General features: G+C 38.4%; 32 protein-coding genes and 1 pseudogene. 21 read left to right on the top strand and 12 right to left on the bottom strand.

The features are described 5' to 3' along the window. Nucleotides 1-980, top strand: a 980-nt coding sequence (locus tag FDK13_RS34305) for a transposase (protein ID WP_170983015.1), incomplete at its 5' end; no start/stop codon positions are given. A 438-nt stretch (nt 981-1418) separates the two neighbouring features. Here the strand turns inward: FDK13_RS34305 and FDK13_RS34300 are convergent. The 4 genes from FDK13_RS34300 to FDK13_RS34285 form a co-directional block, all read right to left on the bottom strand. Then, nucleotides 1419-3035, bottom strand: coding sequence for a hypothetical protein (locus tag FDK13_RS34300; RefSeq protein WP_137344529.1), 1617 nt, complete (start codon nt 3033-3035; stop codon nt 1419-1421). After that, complete coding sequence (locus FDK13_RS34295; RefSeq protein ID WP_137344528.1) at nt 3001-4704, bottom strand: hypothetical protein; 1704 nt, start codon at nt 4702-4704, stop codon at nt 3001-3003. Before FDK13_RS34295 ends, FDK13_RS34300 begins: the two co-directional genes overlap by 35 nt. Nucleotides 4705-4765: 61 nt before the next feature. Further along, nucleotides 4766-5698: a hypothetical protein gene (locus FDK13_RS34290; protein ID WP_137344527.1), complete on the bottom strand. Its 933-nt coding sequence runs from the start codon at nt 5696-5698 to the stop codon at nt 4766-4768. A gap of 4 nt (nt 5699-5702) precedes the next feature. After that, nucleotides 5703-7310, bottom strand: coding sequence for a hypothetical protein (locus tag FDK13_RS34285; RefSeq protein WP_137344526.1), 1608 nt, complete (start codon nt 7308-7310; stop codon nt 5703-5705). A gap of 146 nt (nt 7311-7456) precedes the next feature. Between FDK13_RS34285 and FDK13_RS36475 the strand changes: the two genes are divergently transcribed. The 8 genes from FDK13_RS36475 to FDK13_RS34245 all read left to right on the top strand — a co-directional run bounded on the left by FDK13_RS36475 (nt 7457) and on the right by FDK13_RS34245 (nt 16397). After that, a complete protein-coding gene (locus FDK13_RS36475; RefSeq protein WP_137344525.1) occupies nt 7457-7819 on the top strand; it encodes a type IV secretory system conjugative DNA transfer family protein in 363 nt (120 codons plus the stop codon). Then, on the top strand, nt 7758-8717 hold the full coding sequence (locus FDK13_RS34275) for a type IV secretory system conjugative DNA transfer family protein (RefSeq protein WP_170983014.1): 960 nt from the start codon (nt 7758-7760) through the stop codon (nt 8715-8717). The genes FDK13_RS36475 and FDK13_RS34275 overlap by 62 nt, the downstream gene beginning before the upstream one ends. A gap of 273 nt (nt 8718-8990) precedes the next feature. Further along, complete coding sequence (locus FDK13_RS34270) at nt 8991-9548, top strand: hypothetical protein (RefSeq protein WP_137344523.1); 558 nt, start codon at nt 8991-8993, stop codon at nt 9546-9548. An 11-nt stretch (nt 9549-9559) separates the two neighbouring features. Beyond that, nucleotides 9560-10450, top strand: a complete 891-nt coding sequence (locus FDK13_RS34265; protein ID WP_137344522.1) for a DUF4407 domain-containing protein — start codon at nt 9560-9562, stop codon at nt 10448-10450. A 36-nt stretch (nt 10451-10486) separates the two neighbouring features. Further along, nucleotides 10487-11905 (top strand): hypothetical protein, encoded by a 1419-nt coding sequence (locus FDK13_RS34260; protein ID WP_137344521.1) that lies wholly within the window; start codon nt 10487-10489, stop codon nt 11903-11905. Nucleotides 11906-11907: 2 nt separating this feature from the next. After that, nucleotides 11908-14451 (top strand): ATP-binding protein, encoded by a 2544-nt coding sequence (locus FDK13_RS34255; RefSeq protein ID WP_137344520.1) that lies wholly within the window; start codon nt 11908-11910, stop codon nt 14449-14451. Nucleotides 14452-14453: 2 nt separating this feature from the next. Continuing rightward, nucleotides 14454-16103: a DUF8812 domain-containing protein gene (locus FDK13_RS34250; RefSeq protein WP_137344519.1), complete on the top strand. Its 1650-nt coding sequence runs from the start codon at nt 14454-14456 to the stop codon at nt 16101-16103. 36 nt (nt 16104-16139) lie between these two features. After that, entirely contained in the window at nt 16140-16397 is a 258-nt protein-coding gene (locus FDK13_RS34245) for a hypothetical protein (RefSeq protein WP_137344518.1), read from the top strand. Between the two features lie 226 nt (nt 16398-16623). On the opposite strand, the gene FDK13_RS34240 is transcribed toward FDK13_RS34245, so the two are convergent. Beyond that, complete coding sequence (locus tag FDK13_RS34240) at nt 16624-16989, bottom strand: hypothetical protein (RefSeq protein ID WP_137344517.1); 366 nt, start codon at nt 16987-16989, stop codon at nt 16624-16626. A 386-nt stretch (nt 16990-17375) separates the two neighbouring features. On the opposite strand from FDK13_RS34240, the gene FDK13_RS34235 reads away from it, so the two are divergent. Together FDK13_RS34235 and FDK13_RS34230 are read left to right on the top strand one after the other, a co-directional pair. Beyond that, a complete protein-coding gene (locus tag FDK13_RS34235) occupies nt 17376-17729 on the top strand; it encodes a hypothetical protein (RefSeq protein WP_137344516.1) in 354 nt (117 codons plus the stop codon). A 7-nt stretch (nt 17730-17736) separates the two neighbouring features. Continuing rightward, a complete protein-coding gene (locus tag FDK13_RS34230) occupies nt 17737-18132 on the top strand; it encodes a hypothetical protein (RefSeq protein ID WP_137344515.1) in 396 nt (131 codons plus the stop codon). Between the two features lie 26 nt (nt 18133-18158). Here FDK13_RS34230 and FDK13_RS34225 read toward each other — a convergent pair whose 3' ends face one another. From FDK13_RS34225 to FDK13_RS34210, 5 genes are all read right to left on the bottom strand, one after another. Continuing rightward, the gene (locus tag FDK13_RS34225) at nt 18159-18452 is read right to left on the bottom strand and encodes a hypothetical protein (RefSeq protein ID WP_170983013.1); all 294 of its coding nucleotides are present in this window, start codon (nt 18450-18452) and stop codon (nt 18159-18161) included. A gap of 379 nt (nt 18453-18831) precedes the next feature. Then, on the bottom strand, nt 18832-19080 hold the full coding sequence (locus FDK13_RS36860) for an HNH endonuclease (RefSeq protein ID WP_170983012.1): 249 nt from the start codon (nt 19078-19080) through the stop codon (nt 18832-18834). Nucleotides 19081-19132: 52 nt separating this feature from the next. Continuing rightward, nucleotides 19133-20239, bottom strand: a complete 1107-nt coding sequence (locus FDK13_RS34215) for a DnaB-like helicase C-terminal domain-containing protein (protein WP_170983011.1) — start codon at nt 20237-20239, stop codon at nt 19133-19135. 80 nt (nt 20240-20319) lie between these two features. Further along, nucleotides 20320-20487: a hypothetical protein gene (locus FDK13_RS35695; protein WP_170983010.1), complete on the bottom strand. Its 168-nt coding sequence runs from the start codon at nt 20485-20487 to the stop codon at nt 20320-20322. Between the two features lie 79 nt (nt 20488-20566). Beyond that, entirely contained in the window at nt 20567-20839 is a 273-nt protein-coding gene (locus FDK13_RS34210; RefSeq protein WP_137344511.1) for a helix-turn-helix domain-containing protein, read from the bottom strand. A gap of 292 nt (nt 20840-21131) precedes the next feature. Between FDK13_RS34210 and FDK13_RS34205 the strand changes: the two genes are divergently transcribed. Further along, nucleotides 21132-21782 (top strand): Abi-alpha family protein, encoded by a 651-nt coding sequence (locus FDK13_RS34205; protein ID WP_137344510.1) that lies wholly within the window; start codon nt 21132-21134, stop codon nt 21780-21782. 112 nt (nt 21783-21894) lie between these two features. Next, nucleotides 21895-22110: a hypothetical protein gene (locus FDK13_RS34200; RefSeq protein ID WP_137344509.1), complete on the top strand. Its 216-nt coding sequence runs from the start codon at nt 21895-21897 to the stop codon at nt 22108-22110. Nucleotides 22111-23136: 1026 nt separating this feature from the next. Here the strand turns inward: FDK13_RS34200 and FDK13_RS34195 are convergent. Both FDK13_RS34195 and FDK13_RS35690 read right to left on the bottom strand, forming a co-directional pair. Next, a complete protein-coding gene (locus FDK13_RS34195; RefSeq protein WP_137344508.1) occupies nt 23137-23448 on the bottom strand; it encodes a hypothetical protein in 312 nt (103 codons plus the stop codon). Further along, a complete protein-coding gene (locus tag FDK13_RS35690) occupies nt 23448-23603 on the bottom strand; it encodes a hypothetical protein (protein WP_170983009.1) in 156 nt (51 codons plus the stop codon). Before FDK13_RS35690 ends, FDK13_RS34195 begins: the two co-directional genes overlap by 1 nt. Nucleotides 23604-23678: 75 nt before the next feature. Here FDK13_RS35690 and FDK13_RS34190 point away from each other — a divergent pair, with 75 nt between their 5' ends. From FDK13_RS34190 to FDK13_RS34165, 8 genes and pseudogenes are all read left to right on the top strand, one after another. Continuing rightward, the gene (locus FDK13_RS34190) at nt 23679-23888 is read left to right on the top strand and encodes a hypothetical protein (RefSeq protein WP_137344507.1); all 210 of its coding nucleotides are present in this window, start codon (nt 23679-23681) and stop codon (nt 23886-23888) included. Then, a pseudogene (locus FDK13_RS36340) lies at nt 23888-24457 on the top strand (ERF family protein). Before FDK13_RS34190 ends, FDK13_RS36340 begins: the two are co-directional and overlap by 1 nt. A 25-nt stretch (nt 24458-24482) precedes the next feature. Next, a complete protein-coding gene (locus FDK13_RS36335; RefSeq protein ID WP_229216335.1) occupies nt 24483-24644 on the top strand; it encodes a GapR family DNA-binding domain-containing protein in 162 nt (53 codons plus the stop codon). Further along, nucleotides 24595-24738 (top strand): GapR family DNA-binding domain-containing protein, encoded by a 144-nt coding sequence (locus FDK13_RS36855; RefSeq protein WP_374756127.1) that lies wholly within the window; start codon nt 24595-24597, stop codon nt 24736-24738. Before FDK13_RS36335 ends, FDK13_RS36855 begins: the two co-directional genes overlap by 50 nt. Nucleotides 24739-24742: 4 nt before the next feature. After that, a complete protein-coding gene (locus FDK13_RS35685; RefSeq protein WP_170983008.1) occupies nt 24743-24898 on the top strand; it encodes a hypothetical protein in 156 nt (51 codons plus the stop codon). A gap of 111 nt (nt 24899-25009) precedes the next feature. Next, a complete protein-coding gene (gene ssb, locus FDK13_RS34170) occupies nt 25010-25270 on the top strand; it encodes a single-stranded DNA-binding protein (protein WP_220417502.1) in 261 nt (86 codons plus the stop codon). Next, nucleotides 25245-25310: a hypothetical protein gene (locus FDK13_RS36850; RefSeq protein WP_374756128.1), complete on the top strand. Its 66-nt coding sequence runs from the start codon at nt 25245-25247 to the stop codon at nt 25308-25310. Before ssb ends, FDK13_RS36850 begins: the two co-directional genes overlap by 26 nt. Before the next feature lie 323 nt (nt 25311-25633). Further along, a partial coding sequence (locus tag FDK13_RS34165) for a hypothetical protein (RefSeq protein ID WP_137344504.1) occupies nt 25634-25876 on the top strand: 243 nt, incomplete at its 3' end.

The following is a 25876-nucleotide window of genomic DNA, read 5'->3' as shown; positions in this document are numbered from 1 at the left end:
CATTGCCGAACCTGTCAAAGGTGCGTGACCTTGATGGCGATATCATTAATGGGTATAAATCGTTTAATAGCATCGTTATCAGTGATATAGACAAGTCCTTGCACTTGCTTGGGTCGAAGCCCTATTCCAGTTCTGATCCACATTATAAGGTGATAGCGGGTGCAGGGTTTGATCAGGATGAGATCGTTTTGGGTCAGATCAGCGAGTGCGACCGGGCAGTCAAAGCGCAATTTGCCGGACTTCCTGTCCGTCATTTGCTGGATAGGGGTCATGACGACCAGAAACTCTTCGAACACATTGATGATTTGAGCAGTCATTTTGTTGTCCGCTTAAAGTCTTCCCGCAACTCGAACGAGTTTACATTCAACCAAAAAGGGAAGCCGCAGGCCGTCAAATTGGTCGATGCGCAATTGGAACAGGGATTTGAAGAAGTCCTGAATCGTTTTGTACGGAAGAACAAAGTGTATTCACAAGCCCGGATACACCTGGTGAAAGGCAGCTTGACACTGGGAGAAAAAACGTACACGGTCATCAGGGTTCATGTGCTTAACAGGACTCAAAATCCTGTATTCAAAGAGCCCATGATGCTGATAACCAATGAGATTGTCACTCACTTTCAGGAGGGATTTGCCATCTATCAAGCTTATCTACGACGTTCTAAAATAGAGTCCGTTTTTAAATTTTTGAAAACAAATCTGGGTTGGGAGGATTTCAGGGTACGGGATTTTTATGTCATCCAGAATTTAATAGCCCTGTGTTTTTTTGTGGGCGGGTATTTTTACGAAAACCAGCAAGAGATCACCAAAGACCCGCAGGCCAAGGTCATTTGCTCGCTTGCCAAAAGCAAAGGGAAGGTCACAAGGCATTTTTACCTCGAAGGATTGAAGATCATAGCAAATTTTCTACTGTTTCAGCAATTCATCAAAGATAAAAATTTAACACAACAGGATGTGGATCAGATAATTAAAACAATTTCATGACTTTTACCGAGTTTTCAATAAGACATATAACTCAAACAATTTGCTCATGTCAATCCAAAAGGGAGGAGTTCTGATTTTCTCCGATCGGTCAGTATTATTAACATTATAGCCAAATCTTTTAGTTAAACATTGGACATCAGAAGTGCAAAAATTAGAAAAAAGATAGTAATAAATTTTCAGGCACGATATCGCATCCTAACTGAATGAAAATTAACAAATTATATAATTGAGAACCTTGTTTGGAGAAAACGGAGCCGTTGACAACTACAATTCGGAAATTATGATCATGTCATTTTGACCCGAATCGACCAGTATAAATGACTGATTGCCAAATATCTAACTCATGAATGAAAAGAATGGATTGCTTGTCAATCTGCCACGGAATTTAGTGGTCAAGTCATCCAGATTCTCCAGTTAGCGAAGAAGCAAGAAATATTTTCAAGGTACTATGGAATAAAGCCGCCCTTTCGAGGTCAAAACATAAGCTCTTCCTTTATGTCCAAAAGCAGCTAAAACTAGTCCTTGGGCTGGTAAAGAAGAACGATTCAGAAATTTAAAATTACTATTTAGATCAATTTGCCAAAAATCTTCTGGAAAAACTTCACTATCAATTCCTGCTCCTAGCCGATTTTTTTCCACACCGTAATTGTCTCGTAACAAAAATGTTCTGCTGTCAACAGCAAAAGCCTTTAAGGAAAGTTCATTCGCCCCAACAATAGTAAGACGCGGTTCCTTAAATTGATCGGGATCGGCAATGTTAAAGGTCAGTTTCTCCCATTGATTGGTGTTACTTAGAAAATATGCAGCATATCCCGTAAACAAACAAATCCGGTTATCATTTGTTGCAAACATTGTTGTAGCTGTATAAATTGGTTCTGGTACTTGAACACTTCCCAACCAAGCATCCCCAGCATTTCGATTCGGGTCCATAATTGCTAATGAAGATAAAGCTGGGTTATCCTGATCGACAGAAAGTAAATAGCCTTTATTATTAGGCCCGCCGATGGCAATTGAATAAATTTCCCGAATTACTTTCAAAGAAACCTGGCGAGTTTCAAAAACACCTGTTATAACATTATATTCAAAGAATTCTTTGGGATCGGTAAACCATTGTCCTGATCCAATAAAAGCTCGACTTCCCACTGTAAACGCAAATATCCCTGCGGGTTGCCTACTTGTAGCAAATGAGCTAATTTTAACTTTCAAAGAAACTCCTTTTGACCATATATCTTTCTGAGAGTTATCATTATCCACCAAAATCTTGTAAAAAAGCCATTCGTTCAATGACTGATTAGGCCAAAGTAAATACAAAGTATCACTCTCGGGTAAACTGAAAGTAACTGGTAATGCGTATTTATTCTGGTCATTGAAGAAAGGGGCAAGCATAGACTTCCGGTTTACCCACCTACCGAAACCACAAGACGTTGAATATAAGTCGTTTATTTTTTTTAAATCATTCGAAGTGAGTTCAAGGTCCGAGTTTTCGTTCTTTTTCGCGTATATCTTTGGATACATGGCATCATTTTCTACTTCGCTTTTTTCAACCCCCAGCAGACGGCCAATTTGAAAAGTGATTGCCCGAATAAGTAACGCTCTAGTCCAAGGATAATCGCTATTAACAAGAATGACATAATTCCCATCAACTCGCTTCAAAAAAGTTATACTCTGAACTAAGTTGTCTGAAAGACTCGAATCTCCATCATTTAGCGTAGGAAAACTAAAATTGATAGGATTTGCAACTTCCACCTTAACCACTGCTTTACTTTCTAACTCCATGGACTGGAAAACAAGCCGTGGAAAACCTTTTGTCCAAATAGCAAAACTGGAATCTACTGCTTCATCAAGTGAGAAATTCCGAAATTTAAAGGGTTTTGAAAAATAAGGAATGATGTCGCAATTATTGGCAATGGGTACGGATTCCCATCCGTCATCAAATCCAATATACGCCACAGGATCTGGAAATGAACTCTTACAAGCTGACAACCAAATAACCAAAGGCAAAAAAGCCAACATCTTCCATCTAACGCCACCAACGGCACGAAAAAGTAATATCATAAAATCCAACCCGATTTGTAACTGTGTTCGGCATATTTTCATTAGTATATGTGATACCATAATTATTAATGGTAGTACTTAAAAAAGGTCTGTGGTATGATAAAGCAACAGAATAACTTAAAAAATGCTTCATCCTACTCCATCCAGCACCAACCCGACTTGAATGATGATAAGCCAATTGAAAGGATAAATTGGCCAATTGAAAAATGTTCGTCTTGGAAATTCTTTGCAAAATACCACCTTGGATTTTAAGTGCATCCCAGTGAATGTTGTTCCACTTTACTCGGATTTCCTCATCGCCTGCCAGCAAAAAATTTTCATATTGATTCCAAGCCAGTTTATTCCAATGCAGTGGTATTCCAGCTGAAAATGTCAAAAAATTAGTTTTGGTACTTTTATGGATGGAATTGCCGCTTGAAGTGGTAAGTCGACGAGCAACTCCAATACGAGGAATCGCTTGAAGATATTTAAAATCAATCCGTTCAATCGTCTGGTTCTTACCTTCTAGAAACTGATGGATATCCATCCTGGTTTGATTGAAAGTAATATCGGTAATATAGGTATAGAACCAATTTTGGTTATACCATATTTGCTTGGACATCCGCAATCCGACTTTATATAATGGTTTCAAAGGAGTATCTAGTAAATAGTCATTTTTACCTATTCTCCCACCAAAAATACCTCCACCTAAAATTGGTTCAACGGTAAAGTATTCTTCGCTTCTATCACTATTGGCATCATATATCTTATTAATTAAATAGTCGATCTTGGCCTTTCTATTGTAGTCAATGATAATTGAATCTCTGGCATAAACTAGTGAATCCATTAGATTTTTATCTATGGTTGTTCTCAATTTGATCCATGACCTTTCGAAAACTGACATAGCTCTCAAACTATCGACACGAATCTTTTCATTTTTTTTCAACCTGAATTCCTCTTTCCGTTTTTCTATCCGCGCGATTTTCTGTTCAGCCGACAAAAACAGTTCATTAACATCAATAAAAGACTCGGTAAGTGAATCTACACGTTCAAGTAAAATATTATCTCGAACACTTGATAGCAAATCAATTTTTACAAATTGAGTTTGTTGCAATTGCAGATGGTTTCGCCGGTTTTCAAAAGAAGGGTGTGTAGATGAATTTTTAGTATCATTTGGCTTGAGAACTCGAATATCTGCAAAAATCAAATCAACTTCGTCCTTTTCAAGCCAGCTTCCCTTCATTTTTGACATCAACCAAAATGCCCAAGCATCGGAATTAAATTCTTCTCTCCATTTTCTGCGGTCAATACCATCTGATTTATCCGTTAATTCTCCAACGGTCTCTTTAAAATGATCGTTAACGTGATGAAAATATTCATGGGCAAACATAAATTCAAATAACAATGGTCGAGTCTTATCAATGAACTCAGCAGAATAGGCAATAATTGATGTGTCCGCCCGACAAGGATCTAAAGCTTCGAGCTCAGTCGCTGGGCATTCAAAGGCTAAAATCTGTTTCTTAAATTTCCCGGTTCCCTTTTTCAAGAGCTCATGGTACTCATGTAGTAAATTATCAATTCTGATACGGCGACTACCCGAATCAAATGTAATTGTTTTTATTAATGGTTGATTTTTAGAAGGTTTAACGTTACTCATAGCATTTTTACTTTCTCTTTCTATCTTTCTCATAATCTCTTTACAATCGCATTGTCCCAAAGAATATGTTTTAGAAGCTAAAAAAAAAAGCAAGCTAATTAAATTTATATACCTTTTCTTCATCGAAATTAATAGTAAAAATTTGTTCTTGGTATGCACGAACCACTCCAATATAATTCGTTCTTTCAACGGTTATGTGGGACTTGCCTTTCAATATTTGCCACCCTTGACTATTCAGCCAAAAGGTAATTCCCTTGCTTTCGTGACTTAATTGCATCCTCCCAACTTGATTTCCTTCAAAAACATCGTTGGTAGATTTAATAATTAATTTATAATTGCCACTCTCGGAAGAGTTTCCTGCCGAGAATGCCTTATTGCGGTGCGGCGTTTTATCCGTGTATGTAATTGCAAGTTTTTCATCCACAGTAAATTCACTCAACTTAGATTCAACTTGTGCTAAATTTTGCTGACTATGAATTTCTTCATTAGGTGTTGACTGTGGACCAGGCATTTGGGAATCACCAACACCTTCTCCTATATTTATTCCTTTGGCTGTTGATTTTAAATTTTCCAACTCAATGGCTGCCAATCGTTCCTTTTCCCTCATCAAATTTAGGCTGTCTTTAAAAGCAGCTATTGTATTCTCCTGTTCTTTTTTTTGAATAAATATGTCGTAAAAGACACCCCCTGAAATTAAGATAACACTTGCTGCCGCTACTAAACTCATCCACAAAGGGATAATCTTCCATCGTTTTTCAGATTCCGGAGTTCCCAATGGCTTAACCTCCTCGGAAATGGCAAAATCAGAAAGTCCCTGTTTGCTCAAATTAAAATATTCTTTGTCCTCTTCAAGAAGCTGCCTAATTGCGTGCTCCTCTTCCTGAAACTCATGCAATCGGGCTATTTCCTGATCCAAGTCACGGTCATTACGTCGAGTGTCTTCAATTAATAGCCGATCTTCTTCAGACAAAATATCATTTAGATATAGTGATGCAAGAAATTTATTTCGTTTTTTATATTCAGACATAATCTTACCGTATTTGCTTATTTAACTTCTTGTGCGATTTCTCTGCTAATTTAAATTTCAACTCATTCAAAAATTTCGCAAAATGTCTACTTTTGGTAGTTTTAAATGAATCAATATTTCCATGGAAACGATCCTTCGACCCCTCTATAAATTGGCCTGCAATAAACGACTGGTTATCAACTCTTTTTGGAATCTCAGCTATTACTGCGGCATATTTTTCTAGTGATATATTAAGGCCAACCAGATCTGCATAAATTGTTGTATAACTTTTATTTTCGTGATCTTTTCCAAACATCAAAAATTCATGCCTGTTTTCAAAAACACCAAATTTCGTTTGATTTGGTAGTTCTGGATCATAATTTATTCCATAAAAAACTTCATACATGGCCGTCTGAGCTCTTTCATAGAGTTTTATAGTATCCTCACTATTTTTAGTATACCTTAATTTTTTTGTATCCTCGCTTTCGAGGCCTTTCTCTAGATAATTTGCATTTTCGCCATCCTCAGTATCAAATTCAGAACCTTCAAAAGATATAATTGTCGATGGCGCATTTCCCCGATGAAACTTTGTGGTTCCGTTCAAACCAATATGTCGAGATAGAAATTTTCCCAGCAATACATATAAGTCAAAATCCTCCTTCTTTTTATTGATATAAAGTTTAATAAATTCCTTTTCAATAAAGATTTCTGAATTCCAAATTGGAGCTATCGATTTCATTGCAAGGGCATAATTTTTTATTTCACAATAGCTATCTATTTTGGTTGCCAATAAAGAAGGGTTTGCAATATTATATCTCGATATGTAATGAGAACATTGGAGGTAGACCAGACTATTTAAAATATTAAGTCGTTCCTTCTTTATTTCCTCTACTTTTTCTTGAAAGCTAAGTCGAAACTGCAAAACAGCAAATTGTTCCAGATAGATTTTCCAAACTACATCATTGATGTCGGCTCCTTCTAAATATATGCTATTGTCAGAGTCTAATAATACCCTTATCACTTTATCCTGTAGCACATCTCGGTGCGTAGAAAGATCAGTTTTGAGAATATCAAATATGTTTCTGTCTTTAATAAACAAATGCACTTCCGCTTCAACCGATCTTATTCTGCTCGGTAGAAGCAGGTAAATATTTTTCAACCCGGTTCCTTCGCTATGACATTCGGCCCAAAAATATTGCTCGACTTCTTTCTTTTCAGGATGATTAGACCTAATCATTTCGAACAATGAAGCTAAGTACATCGAATGCAAGGCATCTGACAAAACGGCATCATCCGACATATCGTCTGTTTTCTTTATTTCTGCCGAATTTCTTTCGAAAACGGCTTTTTCTTCGAGATCAAAACGAATGGCCCCATTTTCACCTTTCTTACCCGTTTTTTTTAGAGAACTTTGAAATCTGTTTTTGATTTTTTTTGCCAAATCGCGGGTGGTTAACCCATCAACGGAACTGTATTTCCGATTAAACTGGTCATAACAGAATTCAGCAATATGAGACCTTATCTCATCAGTCAACGATTGCTTTCCTGATACAATGGGTACTATTAGTTCAGTTAACTTATAAAGATCCTTTATCGCCTGTTTCCTATTAGGCATAAACTTACTGTGATCCATTTTCGAGGAGGTCTAAACAAATACTAAAAAGTTTAAAAAAATATTCGGCTACCCTGTTTACCAAGCCACTATTACTTCATAAGCAATTAAACAACCTCAAAATATTTGAGCGGTTAAATGCAATTTAACAAAAAAATCATTTCACAATGATGCAGAGCGAAAAATTAATATTGGGTAGACAAGACTCAGGCCAGTCGAAAGCTATTGGTTTCAGTCAGCAGGTAAAATCGAAGAGAATAAAAAAAACTCCGGAGCTCATTTATCACGATATGAATGCCCATTTGTGTACCATTTCACGTACGGGTGGCGGTAAAGGCGTGTCAAGTGTAATTCCAAATTTGTTGGATTATCCGGGCAGCATGGTGGTACTTGATTTAAAAGGCGATCTATCGGCAGTAACGGCTCGTGGCCGCAGCCCGTTTGGCAAAGTTATCCATATTAGCCCTTTTGACAACAACGGAAGTGATGCATTTAATCCATTGTTTAATAAATCTGGAATCAGATGTTGAAGTTATATCGCAACTAATTGCGTCACTAATAGGACCTCAGAATTCATTTTCAAGAGAGCCTTATTGGGATGAACAGGCTCGCTCAATTCTTGCAGGAGTATTAGCCGCTGTAATGACATACTCAGATCCTATTAAAAGAAATATGACCGAAGTATGTAAGCTACTTTTTGCAGACGATACCATCTACACCTTAGCTACGCTTCTTGATACACGCAAAGATTTGCCCAAAATGACTTATCAAAATATCAGCAGTCTTTTGCAGACAGTTGAAGTCACACGTAGTGGTATCTTAAGTACCACCCAGAGTTATCTTAAATCATTCAATGTCAGCAGGATATTAAAAACTCTAGATACGAGTAGTTTTTCATTAGAAGATTTCCAGAATGGGATTTCTACTACAATCTATATTAACATCCCACCGGCCTATTTAAAAAGTCATGCAGCCTATGTGAAATTGATTATGGGCACACTTATGCACTCGATTACAACCAGAAAAACCATTCCAGTATTACCCCCTGTTTTTGTACTTGACGAGGCATCAAGTTTGGGTAGTTTTGATCAGTTATCTAGTATGATTCCGCTGGGACGCGGGTTCGGCTGTATTACACACACACTTTGGCAAGATCTGTCCCAAATAAAAAAATGCTATCCTGATTGGGAGAATGTTATCAATAACAGCCCACTTCAAATATTTGGAGTGGGCTCACATCTCGCTGCTCGAACATTGTCAGAAGTTATTGGAATTCATCCTGAAATAATCCTAAATCTCACAAAAGATCAGCAAATTCTGGTAATGGAAGGAAATATACAGTTGTGTGAAAAATTAAACTATCTGAACGATTCCTACTTCAAAGGAAAATATGACCAACATCCACTTATAAACCGCGCATTTCCCTAAACATTTACTGGCCCAAAAAAAATATAAAAAAAACTTATCTACCCTGTTCACCAAACAAACAATGGTACATAAGTAATAAATGAAAACAAATTAACCTTTTAAAATCGAAAGCCATGTATACAAAAACGAGAAAAATACTGAAGCCTCCCTAGATTCAACACATTTGTTTATAACAAGACAGAAAAAAATAAAAAAATGCTGCTTACCCTGTTTACCAAGATACATAATTCGCATATACAATTAGTTAAAAAATTCACAAAACAATAAAATAAAATGGTTATTTCATTAATAAAGTCATTGCCTATTTTGATGAACAAACTAGGACTAAAATTTGAAGGTGGATCCCAAAATGAAAAAGAATTAAATCATGTTTCATTTGATTCAAAACCGTTACCACCAACAACTAGCTTACTTCCTTTTGAAGTTTTTAAGTCAAAACCATTTGAAACTATTGGTGACCAACATGGCCAACAATTTGGAACGGATGAACACTTCAACGCCAAGACCATGGCCATATACGAAGGTTTTCATGCCTCTCGGATTGAGTCAATGATCATTCTTACAAGAATGATAATCAGAGAAGAGACAGTTGCAAAAAACTGTGGGCAATTCGATGAAGATAAGAAAACAAAGACGGAAGCAAATATTCGTTTCTTTCGATATTTAAAACTTTCACTATCGAAACAGCATGGCATCAAATTTACGGATGAGCAAAATGACTTTTCTAGAATTTTGGCTGACTATCGCGCGGGTTATATAGCTGGCCGTCATAAAAAATCTCAATTACAATCGCGGTTTGAGCAAAATGGGTTTGGTATTTTCAACAATTAAAAATCAAGAACATGCAAATTTTCGAAACTCAAATTCAGAATCCGCCAAAAATGGTTAGAGCAACTAATGTGTCTAAACACTCAGATGCCAGGTCCAGGCTAATATCTTTTAGCATCGCAATACCTGTAATACTATGGTTTTGGAACGGCTTTTTCATCGCACAAACTGCGTTATCGAAGCCAACAATTATATGCTTATGTACCGGGTGCATGTGTGCATTATTGGTATTTCTTGTGGAACGAACAATAGCAGACAGCACCTCCCGATCTGTTATCGTTATAACCGCTAGAATTTTCCTAGCCATTTGTCTCTCAATTTGCGGAATTGTAGGATTAAAACTACAAATATACAACCAAGATATCGAACAAGTTCTAAAAATTAAACAAATTGCAAAGGAAGACTCACTGAGCAAGTCGTTTGATCAAACATCGGAAGTTCGAAAGAAGCCTTTGGTAGACGATTTGAAATATAGAACCAGTGAAACACTCCGGTTAAACAAAAAGCTGATAGATGAAATACAAGGAAAAGATGGAAGCCAAACAGGAGTTGGAAGTATTGCAGATGGTATACGTATTGAACTTGATACGGCTCGAAATTATGAAAAGAGAGCTCAAATAATTCTTAAGACAGCGGAAGACACGGTTCTGGTAGAAAAAACTCAATTTATAAAAGAGTCAAAACTACCCTGGGGAATAAAACACAGATTGGCTGTACTACATGGAATTATTTTCGAAGATGCATTCAATATCATTTTTTTTATCGCTTTGGCTTGTACTTTATTGATTTTAGATCTAATTCTCGTTTTCGTGGCATATACTGAACCAATAAGCCCACAAGAAATAGTTAAAAACGAACTGTATAGCCTGTATAAGCATAAAATGGATCAAAAAAATCTATTATAACACCTCACGTTTAATAATGATTTAAATATTTAAAACATGGAACCGAGAAAAACTGCCATCTTAATATTTACTGTTTTTGGACTAATCCAATGGTTATCATGGACTCCTGAGACCTGTCTGATGCGCCACTTTCTATCCATAGGTACCTTGTTTTCATTTCTACTTTCTGTTATTTCATTAATCCTTAGTATTCAAACTCTGCATCAATCCGGATTCCTACCGATTTGGGGAGCGTATATAAGCTATCGTTACCTATCCAATGACAGTCTGTTGAATTTAAGAACTTCAACTGCAGATTTCCTTAAGAATAGCTTTGTGGTAGTTTTGGGCGCCATTGGTCTATGCTTGATTTTCGTTTCACTACGGATCTTATTCATGACCGATGGTTACCCCAAAGGACTTTTTACGTTGAGTTACTTTATGGTATTTGCAACAATGCTTGCCAATTACACATTCGTACCCACGGTACTTGAGTGGACATACGACGTACCCTTCTCCTCCAGAGGTACTGGTGTTTATATATCCCCTATTTTGGCCTATACAGAGCTGCCTAATAGCTCAGAATGGCTACTATGCAAAACCAATTTTGTAATAATTATCGACCAGCGATTGGCTATATTCAAACCAGCACACTTGATGCAAAAGATTGAACTGAAATTAAAAACTCCGGTGTATGAAGGGAATTTATCATTACTGATAGAGGCAGATACAAGTCGGTTTCCAAACCGACTCTCCTCAGCTCAAATGGCACAACTCGAAGTACTGCTTACGCGAACAGATTCTCTGATACCTTTTTTTGAATCAGAAATTGATAAACTCGCTCCGATGTTCTCCGAAAATATTAAATCGGCTTATGAGGGTTTTGGAAAAAGTTCCATGTCCCTGAACAATATTAGTACCCTTAAAGAAGCAGCAAATCAATTGATCACTTCTATGCAACATTTAGACTCCAAAAAAATCACTGCTATTATTTCAGTGGCTGTGGAGAAATATATCTTAGGTGACCAGAAGATTGACCGCACCCGACCTTTGTTTAAGGTTTCTCTAACCACCACTGATGTAGTACTTAAAGGAGAATATGCCCAAATGCATAACAGTATGTTAAAAATTTTCCATGACATGGCAGGTGATAATTATAAAATGATGTTGAACATGTTACCCCTCCTTTTCAACTCCAGTTTTGGTTCTAATACAGATTCATTCGAAAAAATGCAGCAGATGATGTCTGGAAGTTTTACGGAAGTACCGCACTTAAACGTTGGAACAATCCATTCGAACCAAGAAGATATAGACGAAGCAATCCGGGAAACTTTAAAAAGACTGCGCGCTTTAGACCCCGATGTGAATGCCCAAATGGCTGGTCAGAATTTGCAGAACGAGCTTAGAAAAAAACAGCTGCTGGGCCAAAATGAGGAAATAGATACTATTCTATTTATGAAAATATTTTCTGAATAAACATGGAACACCTTATCAATATACAAGCTAATTGTCAGGTCTGGGAAAACCTTTCGAATTTCCCAAGTAGGACCAGTGCGCGAGGCATAGAGGCAATCGGAGCGGTTCGTATTTTACCGCTGCAATTTGATACCACCAATCATAATTTAGGTGAGATGTATATGAAACAGGTTCGTGCGGCAGAACTAAATAATATAATGGCAATTATGAATTATTTGAACGATATTACCGACCACTATGTGCTTGAAATGCAGAGTAGTAAAGTTCAAAACAATGGAATATCCATGTACCTAATAATTAAAATATTTTTTAAGTATACACCAAATAAAAGTCAAATTACAGCTGTATTTGAAGGGATTGATCAACTATTAATTCACTTTCCACATAGCCATGTAACTGCTGATGAAATTAAAATAATTACAGACCGTCGGTTCACACATGCCACGGAAGTGATCCGAAAAGTAAAAATGATAGAAACTGGTCATTTTGGTGGACTTTATAAAACGAATGCTGTCATCCCACAACTCGATTCATTCAGACTAAATTCAAAAATCAGCCCGGTGAACGGAAAAATAGAATTCCACCCCACTTCTCGTGGCTACTATAATGAGTTAAACTATCAGATTCCTGTATCGGAAACTGTAAAATCAACTCAAGAGTTTTCACTAGCAACGCATGTAATATTAGGACAAACTGATGGTGATACTGTGATAAGATATGTATTCACCTCGGCGGAGATCTTTCCTTACGACAAGGCATATATTTCTAATTTTCATGAACTCCTTTCAGACACCTACCAAAGGAATACTTCAGTAAAAAATGAAATGACAGTGAATTATCTATCTGTTTATATAAATATAATGAACGGGATTAAACTGCCAGCTATGCAGATTTTTATTCAATCCGACCATGAGTCGAATACCGTCTTACTCAGTAACACACTGGTTTCAGAGATTGGTTCTAACAGATTTGAAGTACGCCCAGTAATGCATATTTCTGAACTCCATGCAGGGCAATTTTTCGCTTCACCTTATGATTTAATACACGAGCAAGCATCGCCAATTCTAGAACGAATGCAGTACTTGTACAGTCTTGATGAGATCAATTCCATCTTCCCTGCCCCGTTGATAGATTCAAAATTTGGTTTTATACCTATGATTACCAAAAAATTCAAACCATTCTCTCGGTCATTTGAAGATTGCAAGAAAGGCGGAATTCCACTTGGAACAACCTTGACAGACTTTGGCAATGGATTAGACCAGCCATTTGAGATTCCTATTGAAAATCTTTTGAATCATATGATTTTGACTGGTACAACTGGTAGTGGCAAAAGTACGACCATGGGCGTAATACTGAATAGTTTGTTAAAAGAAAATGTCAACTGCCTCGTTGTTGAGCCCGTTAAGTCTGAGTATAAAAACACTTTTATAAAAAGTGCTCAGCAGCTTGGCAAAACGGTTCACTTTTTTCAGGTAGAAACTCCTTTCATTGGCAACACTATTGATGCATCGTTCCTTCGTATCAATCCATTGATACCATATCCTGGAATATCCTTAGAACAACATCTTTCTTACATTCACGCTGCCATTACCGCTGCCTTTCCATTTTATGGCTTAACTGGCCAGGTACTGTTTGATGTCATGTATGATCTGTTTAAACTGACGCAATTCAAAGATCCTATGGATGCACGGATACGAAAAGGAATGGGGCTGAAAGAAAAGCATTATTTCGATCCTCAACATGCTCCCCATTTTTTCATTAAAAAATATAACTCCATAAATGAATTAATCACCGTTAACAATGATCAAATAACCCTTAAAACGCTACTGGGTTCACTTCCTGAATATTTTGCACAAAACAGCCATCAATATGATCCAAAAATGGCGGAGGAAATGCAAGGGGCACTAGCAAGAAGACTTAGTTTCATGACCAAAGGAACGCTAGGCCATATACTTTCACCGGAACTCTGGCGAATGGGTAAACAAGGCGACTCGAACATTCCAAACAATATTGAAAATATATTAAATGAGAACGCCATAATAGATCTCCATGGCATCCCCGGAAATGAAGGAAAAGCGCTCATAATGAGTCTTATTTTCACCTACCTTTATGAAGCTCGCATGCTTAGGAAGTCTCATGGAAACGATCCAATGCACGTAACTGTACTAGAAGAAAGTCACAGATTTTTGTCGGCAAATGGAACGCAAAGTCATGCAACAGGGGATCATTCCCATGCATTAAATTCAACTGGAAAATTCATTGAATTGTTTCAGCAAAGTATGGCTGAATTTAGAGCAAAACGGGAAGGACTTGTTATTATCGAGCAAAGTGTCAGTAAAATTATTCCTGATATAATCAAGTTTACATCCACAAAAGTCATGCACACCGTAAAAAGCTATGACGACAGAGGAATCATGGGACGTGCCATGAACCTTGATGCAGGTCAGACTCAGTATGCACTTCATCTTAACCCAGGGGAAGCCATCGTGCTTACCAATGGATTAAGTAATGCACAACTTATCAAAGTAAATAATTTAAACCAATAGAAATGGACTCAAAATCAAATACAAAGGTTGCCAAATATCAGTTCACATATGAGAATGAAATTGGATTAAACAGTCGTCGTCCACACGTGCCTTCCGAAAAAAAAAGTGGAGTTACCATTGGGCCCGGCCGGGATCTAAAGAGTTACGAGCGAACAGAAAAAGGGCAAGAAAATTGTAGGAAAGATCTTATTAATTTAGGTCTTAGAGAGGAAGTTGCGACAAGATTATCAAAGGGCGCTGGTTTAATTGGAAAGGATGCTAAAGAATTTGCCATTAATAACCAAGATATTCAAATAACTGAAGATGAACAAGCGGCATTATTTAATACTGCAATTGCAGATTTTGAAGAAAAAACTTACACCACTTTAGGTATTACAAGAGAGAAGTTCGAAGCTTTGCCAATCGAAAAACAGGAAATTTTCTTTGATTACGCCTATAATGGCGTACTAGGCAAATTTATAGAGTTCAGAACAGCAGTTTTAAATGATCATTGGGAAAAAGCTGCTCAAGAGTATACTCGTTATTCTGACCATAAACCACTCGGGTCGAGAAATAAAGAATTCTATAGCCGCTATTTAAAACATCATGATGAAAAGATAGAAAAAACCGAAAAACGGACAGCAGACATTGATAAAAAGTCAGGTCATATTGTAAACCCATCCCAGTCCGACGTCAATGGGAATGAAGATGCAGACACAGTGACCAAGTATTCCCCACTGAACAATGAATTTATTTCTGAGGAATTATCAAAGGATAATATTGAAAAAACTGCTTTAACAGAAAATGATTCGACAGACAGTACAAATGTCAATAGTGATGTAGCTGATAAGACAGAACCAGAAAATGACAAATCCCTTTCAACTAAAACCAGTTATAATGACGTAGATAACCACGTCACGAACAGAAACGAAACAATCGAAAATTCTCAATATGAAAAGGCCCTCACTGAAAATAACCTTGCAGAATCTGATAGCACCAAGGCTAATGGAACGAACCATACAACTGCTGGCAATGACTTTGTTGGATCACATCAAGAAACTGATAAGTACTATGAAACTGCGGTCACAAGAACAGAAATGCCTGTCCAAACAGATAACATACAGGCTCAGAAAACAGAATATGAATTCACTGAAAACAACAACACACTTCACACATTAGAAAAAGCCAATAATACTGAATATGAACAGGCGGTGAACAAAAGTGAAGTAACGACCGATGTAGTAAATTCGGTTGATACAGTAGCCGATCGTATTGAAGTAAACCATGAGGCAACTAGTGATTCCGAAAAGATAAGCCATTCAGAAATTGACCCCGGTAAAACAAATATTGAAACTAATGAAGCTTTTGGAAGCTTACCTGAAACGGAACCTGAACGGGCAATTACTTACGGTGAAGTACCTTCAAGCACTGAGAATTTAGTTGTAACCGATTTAGGGGCAACTTCAATTAACCACGGTATAGAAACTGCGAACCGAGTTGAAAATAGCTCCGTACCAGAAATAAGGGCAGAATCAATTATAACCTATCAGCCAACTGACACATCTTCTTTATCGGAAGTGTCTTGTTCTGATAGGCAAGACGACGTCCTGAGCAGCCATTCCACTACTTCCAATACTCTTTCTAGTAGTTCGGACAGTGGCGGCTCCGTATAAGACTCACATAATATACAAAATTATAAATTTTCTCATATGAATCATATAGATAAATTGATAGCCAATAATGGTCAATATGTACATAAAATAAAGGCCAAAGACACCACAGGTCGATGGGCGTACTATTTTATATATGTACCACCACATAAGGAAGTAGTATTTATCCAAGCACTAAAAAGAAGCCGTGTGATCGATCTAGAGGATTACGGAACGGTAATTGGAAGTTGTTATGGAACAGAGCCTGATGAAACGGTACGACAATATCTTTTAGATAAATACAATTTTAGTATTTAATTCGGTTCTGGATCACCGTCCAAATGAAATTCATATTGGGAAATAAAAATCAAGCATTGGAAGCACTGAAGAAGCTATTGAGCGTACTTGACCTAAAAGGTACCTTTTGCAACCCAAAGATCGAAGCCACTACCATATATTAAAATATGGTCAGTTACAAAACAATCCTTTATGGCACTTAGCGATCCAATGAAGTACCCCCCTTGGATAAATGATATGGTCAAGACTAATCTGTACGCTTTGCGAAAAATTCTCCGTCTGTTATTACCGCTTTGTCTTTACTTGTTAAGCCGATAATTGTACCAGAAAAGGTGCCTTTAATCCCCGTTTTCGTAATTTCTTTAATCGTAATGACCCCTCCAGTACTGTAATTATAAAAATCTGACTTTTTCTGTACATCGGCGATAGGTAATTGCCCGAACATGATTTGACTTACATTCGAATACTGTAAGTCATCCAGCTTGTATTCCTTGACCGCAATCTTTTCTTTGCTTTCAATGGTCATATTTAAAATAGGATAAGCACCGCCCTGATTACCTATACCACCAACTTGAAATGAATAGTAAGTTTTTCCAGCAATAAGAAATAACATTACCACCGTTTACATTCCCAAGTACTGTTTCGGAGGGATTAGAATCTTTTATAATGAATTCTTTTCCATTTGATCTGAACTTCATGTAATAACCAGAAATGTTCTCGGAACCGGGAGTGGGGTCATCGTCATCACCACACCCCAAAAACATAAATGATAGACCGGCGGCAAATAATAACTGAAAAGATGATTTGAGAAAGGGTAATCGTCTCATAAGGTTGAGTTGTTAGAGATGGAAATAAACAAAGCAATTTAAAAAAATTGAGCCTTACACATTAGCCGTTAAATAAGTTGTCACCAACTATTCATTACCGATATATTTTTTTGCCCTCATTGTTATTTTCATGGCAATTCCTTAATTTCCAGCACGTAAACTCACCGTTATTATGGATCGTAAACAACAGGCTATTCTTGATATGCAGGAGCGCATGGCTAAGCTCGTGTCTACCCCTTCACCCACAACAGCACCAGCGCCGCAGCCATCACCGCCCAAGCCAGAAATAGCACCAGAACAAGTTCGTTATGTTGGCCCAAGTGCGCCCGTAAAACCTTATTCTCCACCCGTAGCTGTGAAAGCTCCAGTTGTGCAACTGCGTCCAGAGGTTGTCCGTAAACCAGTGGCTTCCGTGATCGAGAAAGCGCCTTTGGTGATAAATTATCGGGCTGTGGTTTCATGGCTTGTGTTCCTTATCGTTGTTGGGGTTGCTGTGTTTGAAATCTATTTGTTCGCTCTAAAATAATCAGATCATGTTAGAAAAGGAATACAAGCCTTGGTTTAAAAAGACTGCCATGGAGCATATTAATGACAACATGGAAGCAGACCGAAAAAGGAGGATGGAGGAAGATAGGAAGCGAGTTCCGAAAGAATATTCAGATCGTCAGTTAAGGGAAATGAACAGAGATACAGTTTATTTCGGCTTCGGTATCCTTGCTTTTTCAATAATACTTAATCTTTGGACCGATTGGTTTGGTTTGCCAATGTTTATATCACTCTTTGGTTCTCTGGTTTTATTAATTGCGGGAATACGAGACTTTTGGCTTAACGATGTTCCTGGGCTGGAAACAAAACCACTGACCCGCATATTTTTCTGGTTCTCGCTGGCATTCATAATCTTAATACAATACAATTTGATGTTCAATTAGTAAAGAAAGGCTCGTATTCATCAGGTTTAAGGGTGTAGTCCATTCCTTGCCTCCTGTGCATAGGTTTTGATTGCGTCAACGTCTTTGAAATTCATCAACAGCTCAGGTTCGGCAAGCTCTATATAATCCTTGGCGTACTCAACTGATCCATCGTAACCAGCTCGTTCACAAGCTTCTTTGCATTCCAGCCATTGAAGGGCTAGACGTGTTTTACGGTCTGTCACTGGCTGCCTCCATAATTCCCTGCTTAACAAGCTCCAAGGTCCCAATGATTGCCGGAATGGGTAGACCTTTACCCCGCTCGTAAACAACTGCCTCAATTGCCTCGTACAGCGTTTCTAGGCGTTTATCGCCCTCAAATAGATTTACGGTCATTTTGGCTGCTGCTCAATCCAAAGCTTTGCATCTTCAAAAGGTGATAGGCCGTGTTTGTATAGGTATTCTACTGCTTCTTTATCGGTCATTAAAATTATCCTTGCCGTTCATCATGTTTTAAGTTTTGGTATTGCTTTTATTTCTATTTTTCAGTCTAAATCACCAACCGATGGAACCAAAAAAACGCTCTAAATTTTGGATCAGGCTCGCAACTGCATCTCTTGACATCCTTAGCTTTCTTAAGTTGGCTCTTTTTTCATAGCTGCAACTTCATGAAGCTTTAATGTTTAAAAATACGCGTAGTCTTGTCTTCCAGTCATTGGGTTAGGACGTGAACTTGTTTAAAAATGCCATCATTTTGCTGGGGTTCAGCTTAGGCACTGGATGCGGTGGTCGCCAATCATCCTTGTAAACATTGGACTTGCCCTTATTGCATAACTCACATAACGTCTGGCAATTCGTAAATTCCAGTTGCAGTTTTGGGTACAATGAACGTGGTTTTATATGGTCGATATGAATTACCACGTCATTCCGTTTGCAGCATAGGCAACGCGCTCCATAGTGCCGAAGCACACGGTACCGCAATCTTAGCCACTCAGGGGAGTTGTAAAAATCGTCAGGTGTTTTAAATTTCTTCAAAGTAAGGCCCTACTCGTTTGTTAATGCTTAATGATGGATTGTCTTCTGAACCGTAATTAACTCGCTCAGTGTATCTTGTGGCGCTCATTTCCAGCCATCGAGTGTCATCGGTGCCATGGATCATATAAAGCTGGTCGCAAGCTTTAATCAATCCCTGACCCGCAAATGTCTTGCCTTCTTCGTTCGTCTGGCTCAAAAGGAAAATCCAGATATTGTGCTTTTTGGCAAAGTCGGCCAATCCCTGAGCCACATCGCGAAGGTGTTTTTCTTCCGTCTGACGGCTATCCTGCCCCTGAACAAGCTGCCAGTAATCAATAACCGCCCCTGTTATCTGGTGTCGGGCAACCGCTTCCAGTAATCGGCTTTTAAGTTCCGGGAAAGTTATTCCAGGCGCATCCAAATAACGGATTTCAGTATTGGGTTTTAAGCCTTCCCAAGTGCGTTTTCCCTGAATGAATTCCAGACTATTGAAACCTCCTTTTCGGGCAAACTTCCGTTGTGCAATCTCAGTTGCGCCCATTTCCATGGCAACGTAAAGATGCCGGCAACCATTTTCCCCAAGGTTATAGCTGATTGTGGATGCCAAAAGCGTCTTGCCAGATTTAGCTTTTCCAGAGAAACCATAGACTTTCCCGCGAAACATTCCACCACCCATAAGGCTGTCAAGGCCACGCAATCCGGTAGAGAAGTGTTCTTTGACTACCCCGTTGTCACGCATATCAGACAAAATCTGTGATTGGCTGATAATGCTGTCAGAGCGCATCAGTTCGGCACTCATCCCTTGCAGCATATTGACACAAGTATCTGGCGCATTGGTCATGTCATTTGCCAGACTAATTACCTCCTGAGCACGTTTAATGGCGTTTCGGCGTAAAGAGTGGCCTTTTACCACATCACATAATTGCTCAAAGTTTGTGGTTGTTACCACTGACGAAACAAATTCAGAAGGTTGCCATTGTTCGAGGTTATGGGATTTAAACTGTATTGCAAGGCTGGTGGTGTTCAGGCTTCCCGTGGCATAGTACTGATCCTGAATAATCTCGAACGCCAACGGGTTTACAACAAAGTCATCAACAGTCAACGAGGCGACCATAAACAATTCTGGTTTAAGGATCAGAGTGCCAAGGATTTGTTCTTCAAGTTCTTGAATTAGGTGCGGATCAACATTTAACATTATGCGCCTCCGGTCAGGTGGGCGTAGGGATTATATCTATCAATTGGGGTTTTTGGTGAAACCCATCCTTTTTTGACATTTTCCTCGTGTTCTTTCTTTGCCCAGTTTTTCACTGCGGCAAAATAATCTTTGTATGGCTTCCCTTTTGCAGCGCACCAATTAATCAACGTGTCTTTGATTTTTGATTTGTTTACGGAAGGGGCGAACTCTGAAAACCATTCCGTTAATTCGGAAAGATCAGAATCCTTAAATTCTTGAAGGGCGCTCTTCTGTCTCTTCTCTGTCTCTGGGGGTACGGTTTGGCAACGGTTCTGTTACGGTTTCGTTACGGGTTGATAACATCATGATAAACCCACACTTTTCAGCTTCATCTATTGCTGACTGTATTTCCTTTTCTGTTAACCGTAACCGGAAAGAAATTGACTTAATGCTTTGGTCAACGATACCAGAAGTAGGGTCTGCGTGTTCACTTGCAAGAAGCCAGAGCATAGGAAGGATTGCCCGCGTATTCACGGACATGCTTTGAAAGTCAAAATTGTCTAAAAGGGTTTTGTGAAATCGTATCCACGGCGGTCTACGGTTTTTTATACGATTGGTGCGATGACCAATTCACAATCTGAAACATCTATGACCTCCTACAGTCATCCCACAGTTGTTTTGAAGGCTGGCGGCCTTGACCTGTAGGAACATCAATCGAGGGACTTGTCCACCGCCATAACCAAACAGTAGCATTATTTTACCACCTGTCAATAAGAAATTGCATCCAAATTTTAACGAAGTGAACTTGTGCTTGTAAACCATATTTATCCATATGACATCTGAAGAAGCGGGCCTAATTGGTGAGTTTATAAAAGCCGCCAATAGCTGGGCTATAAAAATATTTGGACCTACTGCTGAGCAGATCGGGGGACTATTGGGTGATTATGCTGAACATTTTCGGCGGACAGTTACCATTAATAGAATGAAGGGAGCCATTCTAATAGACAAGAAATTGTCAGAAGAAAATGTTTTGATACGACCTTTGGAGGAAATAAATCCAAAGATAGTAGGACCAATTCTAGAAGGAATATCATTGGAAGAAGATGAAACATTGCGCGAACTTTGGGCAAATATGTTTATCAACTATATCGACAGCAAAAAAAACCTGAATCTTATTGTCTACCCGGGAATTTTAAAGCAGCTTTCAACAAACGAGGTAAAGGTTCTGATCTATATGGATAAGGCTAAGGATCAAAAACTTGATTTAAGGAAATATCCAAAACCACTAGATTACGAGATAGAGGAAATTACAAATTTGGAGAGGTTAAATCTCATAAAAGAGGATTTAATGTACAAAGTAACAAAGACACCCATCAGAGGTAATGGTGAACCTTATGAGGTGACTGACGTCGAAAGCCTTGCAACCGATGTAATGAAATTAACAGGCTTTGGAAGTAATTTCTTGGATGCTTGCAGAAGATAAGAAGATATCCGGAATTAAATCTTACCTGCAAAAATTTGATAAATCAATAAAATCCCAGTAGACTTGTAGTGGAGAATGTTCTCCAACACACACTTTTTTAAATATAAATACGATGGAAAAGAAAACTAATGCCTTAGGCTATTTCGCAGAACACGGAACTATCAACAAAGATGATTATCCAACTGAACGGTGGGAAAATGAAATAGGCCCAGCACTTATGCGTTTGCATCAGGAAGGTCTTGTAAATGCGATTTATGCAGAAGGTCACCGTTTACCTGTTTACGCCAAACTGAATAAAGCAGGAATTCTTGAAATGTCCGGCCACTAAAAGTCTAAGAATTGTATGAATGAAGCCCCGGTAGGAAACTATCGGGTTTTTTTGTTGCTAAATCGTTATTTTCGTTTTTTGATTGGTACTTCAGGGCTGGTGTAAACAAATGTTTGATCCAGCCTTTTTTTATGCCCTGTGATCTAGCTCAAGGATCAACTTCTAATAGAGATATAGTATAAAAGTTAACGATTGTGCTTCTGATAATTGTGGAGATAACAGTAGTAAAGCAGATTATAATATTTTTATTAATCCATCTAATCAAATAGTTCATCAAGCAGTTAATGAAAATATTTTAATAAACCTTTGTTTAGTAAAATAGGTACACTTACATTTGTATATCATTTTAATATACCTACTCTTAAAAGAGTTGGCCCCTCCATCAATAAGTAGTTAGAGCTACGAGTTAAAGAAGGGGCGACAGAAGGTGTGAAATTAATTAAAAGTTAATCGTATTACTTGAACATCTCCCTGATCAAGTCAATGACGTATTTAACCGCATCCCAAACAATGGGGACTAGAACGAGCATTGCTGCCTGATCTAATGGTGACAAAGAGTGCCACCAGACCAACAATTCACTAGGCATTAATTCAGTGCAATTATTCGATATGGAGGACAGCGTTCGTACCGCTGTCTTTCTTTGTTATGAACTACTCCTAGAACAATTATTCAAATATAAGAAATATAAAAATCACTTCAATCTGCTTAGCTATCAGTAGATTACAAAACTCTGCAATAACTTAATTTATCAAATTGTTAAGAATCTCGTAACAAATCGATTACAAAGAAAAACTTATTAAAAAATTTTTTCAACTATTTTTTTTACATTGCAGTTTTGAACGCCAAAATGCCGCATTCAACCATTAATGCATCAATCTGAGACGATTCAGTCTCATACAATTCGTAATCTTCTGGGGCATTAGCATAGATACTGGGGAAAGGCTTTTTCTTCTGTTTACGGGATGCCTTGGACTTACGTGTCGCCTGACATGTATAATCCCCGTACATAATTTCTTTACTGCTCATCAGAATTTCTTCATAACCCAATCGTGGTATTCCAGAACGGCCTCAATTGAATTGATAATCTTATATTCACCCTGCCACGCTTCACGCCAAACAACTTCATCCGGGGTTAGTGCCTGACTGCTTTTTGGTTTCGCACCGTCTTTGATTTCGATTACCGCAGTAAACTTCAAACCGCTGGGGAGCTGTTTACTTACTACAGTATCAGGAAATCCCCTGCCGATCATATGAGTGTGTGCGACAGTCCAGCCCAATTGCCGGAATGACTTAACAATCACCGGCTGGTTATCATCCGCTTTTGCAGCGCGGCGCACTAAGCGGCTTCAATCCACAGGCGAACAACTTCGCTTGTAGTAACTTTATCTTTCTTGGCCGTAGCATGCAGCTTCTTCAACTCTGTTGCAGTCAGCTTCATGGTGAACGTTTCATTCTTTTTCTCAGGCGTAATCTTTTTTTCTTTTTTCATCATTTTTCTCCGTAATAGGTATTGACATTATCAGTATTGGCATGTAAAACAGTATTTGTCAAGCGAAAGGATAAAATAATGAAAGACAATAATGTAGTTCCAATCAAGGTCGTTACTGACGATCAACTGGATTTGGTTCTGGATACCATTCTGCAAAACGTGAATTCCATGATTAACATGGGTCACGTAATGAACCTAAACCACGCTTCCAAATACCGTCATGTTCTGGTTTCAATATCAGAAATGTCGAAAGAGGAACTTTACCACTTAGACAGAAAGGCTGCTTAATGAACGAAGTAAAATACCCTGACACACTGGAATTGGCTATGCTGGCGGTTCAGTCAGAATTGACCAACCCGATCAAAGATACAGACAACCCGTTTTTCAAATCCAAATATACTACCCTCCCGGAAATTAGAAACTCAGTCACCCCTATTCTTGCTAAGCATGGCTTATATGTGATGCAGATTATCAACGGAAGCAATCTGGAAACAGCAATTATCCACGCGCCAAGCAAAGATAAAGTTGTGTCGTCCATCTAATTACGGATGGAAAAACAAACGCCACAAGGTCAGGGATCAGCAATTACTTTTGCAAGACGCTATGCTTTGTGTGCAATGCTCAATATCGCGCAGGATGATGATGACGGCCAATCTGCTGAACAGAAGAAGCCTGAACCAAAGGTTGATCCAATCTCACCCGAACGCAAAGCCTTTATCATTGACACAATCAAAAATGTAAAGGATATCCCTACAGTTAAAAAGCTGAACACTGACGCGAAAGCTGAATGTGTAGCGGCTAATGATGTCAAGGCATACGATGACATTTTGCAAACTGCCAAAGAAAGAATAACCTAACTACAACCACCAAAGGAGACTACAATTGACCCAACCAACTAATATCGGCGGCGTTGCCGGAGAACGTTTAATTCAACTAATTGAGAGAATTGAGCGACTGGAAGAAGAAAAGGCTGGACTTGCTGACGACATCAGCGATGTTTATTCCGAAGCAAAATCAGCAGGCTTTGAAACAAAGATCCATTAAGCAAGTTGTGAAACTGCGCAAAATGGATCGTCAGAAACGTCAGGAACAGGAGGAAATCTTGGAACTGTATAAATGCGCTATTGGATTGGAGTAAAATCATGGAAATATCCATCAAAAAAGAAGTGGCTGTTCAGGCCAAAACCCTTAAAATTCACACAAGGGTAACTGACCGTTTCTGCTGTGAGATCGTCGATCAAGATGGCGATACCTTTGCAGAGCAAGAAAAAGGTTATGTACTGAGCTTCATGCCCTGAGACCATTACGGAGATTATATCATCCTTGATATTGATCTTGATACAGGACAGGTGATCAACTGGAATAAGCCAAGAAGAAATAGAAACATTTATTAATGGAGAAGATGAATAATGGCCTCAGTAAACTCAGTAACCCTGTTTGGTCATGTTGGAAAAGAACCTGATATTCGATCATTTCCTAACGGTGGCCGTGTTGCCAACTTCACGATTGCAACTTCTGAACGCTGGAAAGACAAAGCTTCGGGCGAGTATAAAGAACGCGTTGAGTGGACAAAAGTCTCTGTAACGAATGACGCTCTGGTCGGTATCCTTGAAAAGTACGTCAAAAAAAGGCTCAAAGCTTTATATTGTTGGCTCCCTGCAAACCCGTAAATGGACTGACAACAATGGCGTTGACAAGTACAGGAAGTAAGCCAGAAACCCTTTAAAGGTGAACTGGTTCTTCTGGACAGTAAACAAGATGCTCAACAATCCGATAATGGCGCTGCTAATTCTCAGGCTCAAAATGAGCCATCAGGATTTGCAAATGATATTGTTTTGAAAACTCAGTAAAACTTTTTCATCTATCTAAATCCATTCATTACCAGTAAATTACCGGTTACATTTAAAATTTTAGTTTTAATATTATTTGGTAAAAAGCTCTTTTGGCCAAATAATGAAAAACTTGACAGATTATATTGATAACCTAGCGTGCAGAATCAATGATTCCAGGTTAAAAAAAACGCGAAATCGCTCATGATGAAAATGGCCAGCGAGCAGCATACGCAGTTGTGGGCACTTTCCGAAGATGCCAATCAGTACGAGCGTAACAGGAATCTATTAAGCGGAGACTTGAAAAATAGTCTTTCTCCCGAGCAAATCAATGGACAAACCCTTTCGGCAGGACTTTCCCATGTTCGTTTTAAAAATGTGATAGAGCTAATCCATGATGGATGTGACATACGCAAGCCATCCAGTAAGGCATTGCCGAACCTGTCA

Origin of the sequence: Dyadobacter frigoris (assembly GCF_005280585.1) — a bacterium.
GTDB classification, from domain to species: Bacteria; Bacteroidota; Bacteroidia; order Cytophagales; family Spirosomataceae; genus Dyadobacter; species Dyadobacter frigoris.
Note: the sequence above shows the minus strand (reverse complement) of the source record. Positions and strands in the feature narration are given on the sequence as shown.

Excerpts from the sequence above, each read along its gene's own strand:
- FDK13_RS34255 (WP_137344520.1), top strand. The coding sequence starts at position 11,908 with ATGGAACACCTTATCAATATACAAGCTAATTGTCAGGTCTGGGAAAAC.
- FDK13_RS34245 (WP_137344518.1), top strand. The coding sequence starts at position 16,140 with ATGAATCATATAGATAAATTGATAGCCAATAATGGTCAATATGTACAT.
- FDK13_RS34190 (WP_137344507.1), top strand. The coding sequence starts at position 23,679 with ATGAAAGACAATAATGTAGTTCCAATCAAGGTCGTTACTGACGATCAA.
- FDK13_RS34300 (WP_137344529.1), bottom strand. The coding sequence starts at position 3,035 with ATGATATTACTTTTTCGTGCCGTTGGTGGCGTTAGATGGAAGATGTTG.
- FDK13_RS34290 (WP_137344527.1), bottom strand. The coding sequence starts at position 5,698 with ATGTCTGAATATAAAAAACGAAATAAATTTCTTGCATCACTATATCTA.
- FDK13_RS34205 (WP_137344510.1), top strand. The coding sequence starts at position 21,132 with ATGACATCTGAAGAAGCGGGCCTAATTGGTGAGTTTATAAAAGCCGCC.
- FDK13_RS35685 (WP_170983008.1), top strand. The coding sequence starts at position 24,743 with ATGGAAATATCCATCAAAAAAGAAGTGGCTGTTCAGGCCAAAACCCTT.
- FDK13_RS34295 (WP_137344528.1), bottom strand. The coding sequence starts at position 4,704 with ATGAGAAAGATAGAAAGAGAAAGTAAAAATGCTATGAGTAACGTTAAA.
- FDK13_RS34200 (WP_137344509.1), top strand. The coding sequence starts at position 21,895 with ATGGAAAAGAAAACTAATGCCTTAGGCTATTTCGCAGAACACGGAACT.
- FDK13_RS35690 (WP_170983009.1), bottom strand. The coding sequence starts at position 23,603 with ATGATGAAAAAAGAAAAAAAGATTACGCCTGAGAAAAAGAATGAAACG.
- FDK13_RS34215 (WP_170983011.1), bottom strand. The coding sequence starts at position 20,239 with ATGGTCGCCTCGTTGACTGTTGATGACTTTGTTGTAAACCCGTTGGCG.
- ssb (WP_220417502.1), top strand. The coding sequence starts at position 25,010 with ATGGCCTCAGTAAACTCAGTAACCCTGTTTGGTCATGTTGGAAAAGAA.
- FDK13_RS34270 (WP_137344523.1), top strand. The coding sequence starts at position 8,991 with ATGGTTATTTCATTAATAAAGTCATTGCCTATTTTGATGAACAAACTA.
- FDK13_RS34240 (WP_137344517.1), bottom strand. The coding sequence starts at position 16,989 with ATGTTATTTCTTATTGCTGGAAAAACTTACTATTCATTTCAAGTTGGT.
- FDK13_RS36475 (WP_137344525.1), top strand. The coding sequence starts at position 7,457 with ATGATGCAGAGCGAAAAATTAATATTGGGTAGACAAGACTCAGGCCAG.
- FDK13_RS36855 (WP_374756127.1), top strand. The coding sequence starts at position 24,595 with ATGTTTATTCCGAAGCAAAATCAGCAGGCTTTGAAACAAAGATCCATT.
- FDK13_RS34230 (WP_137344515.1), top strand. The coding sequence starts at position 17,737 with ATGTTAGAAAAGGAATACAAGCCTTGGTTTAAAAAGACTGCCATGGAG.
- FDK13_RS34265 (WP_137344522.1), top strand. The coding sequence starts at position 9,560 with ATGCAAATTTTCGAAACTCAAATTCAGAATCCGCCAAAAATGGTTAGA.
- FDK13_RS34235 (WP_137344516.1), top strand. The coding sequence starts at position 17,376 with ATGGATCGTAAACAACAGGCTATTCTTGATATGCAGGAGCGCATGGCT.
- FDK13_RS34250 (WP_137344519.1), top strand. The coding sequence starts at position 14,454 with ATGGACTCAAAATCAAATACAAAGGTTGCCAAATATCAGTTCACATAT.
- FDK13_RS34260 (WP_137344521.1), top strand. The coding sequence starts at position 10,487 with ATGGAACCGAGAAAAACTGCCATCTTAATATTTACTGTTTTTGGACTA.
- FDK13_RS34210 (WP_137344511.1), bottom strand. The coding sequence starts at position 20,839 with ATGTCCGTGAATACGCGGGCAATCCTTCCTATGCTCTGGCTTCTTGCA.
- FDK13_RS34285 (WP_137344526.1), bottom strand. The coding sequence starts at position 7,310 with ATGGATCACAGTAAGTTTATGCCTAATAGGAAACAGGCGATAAAGGAT.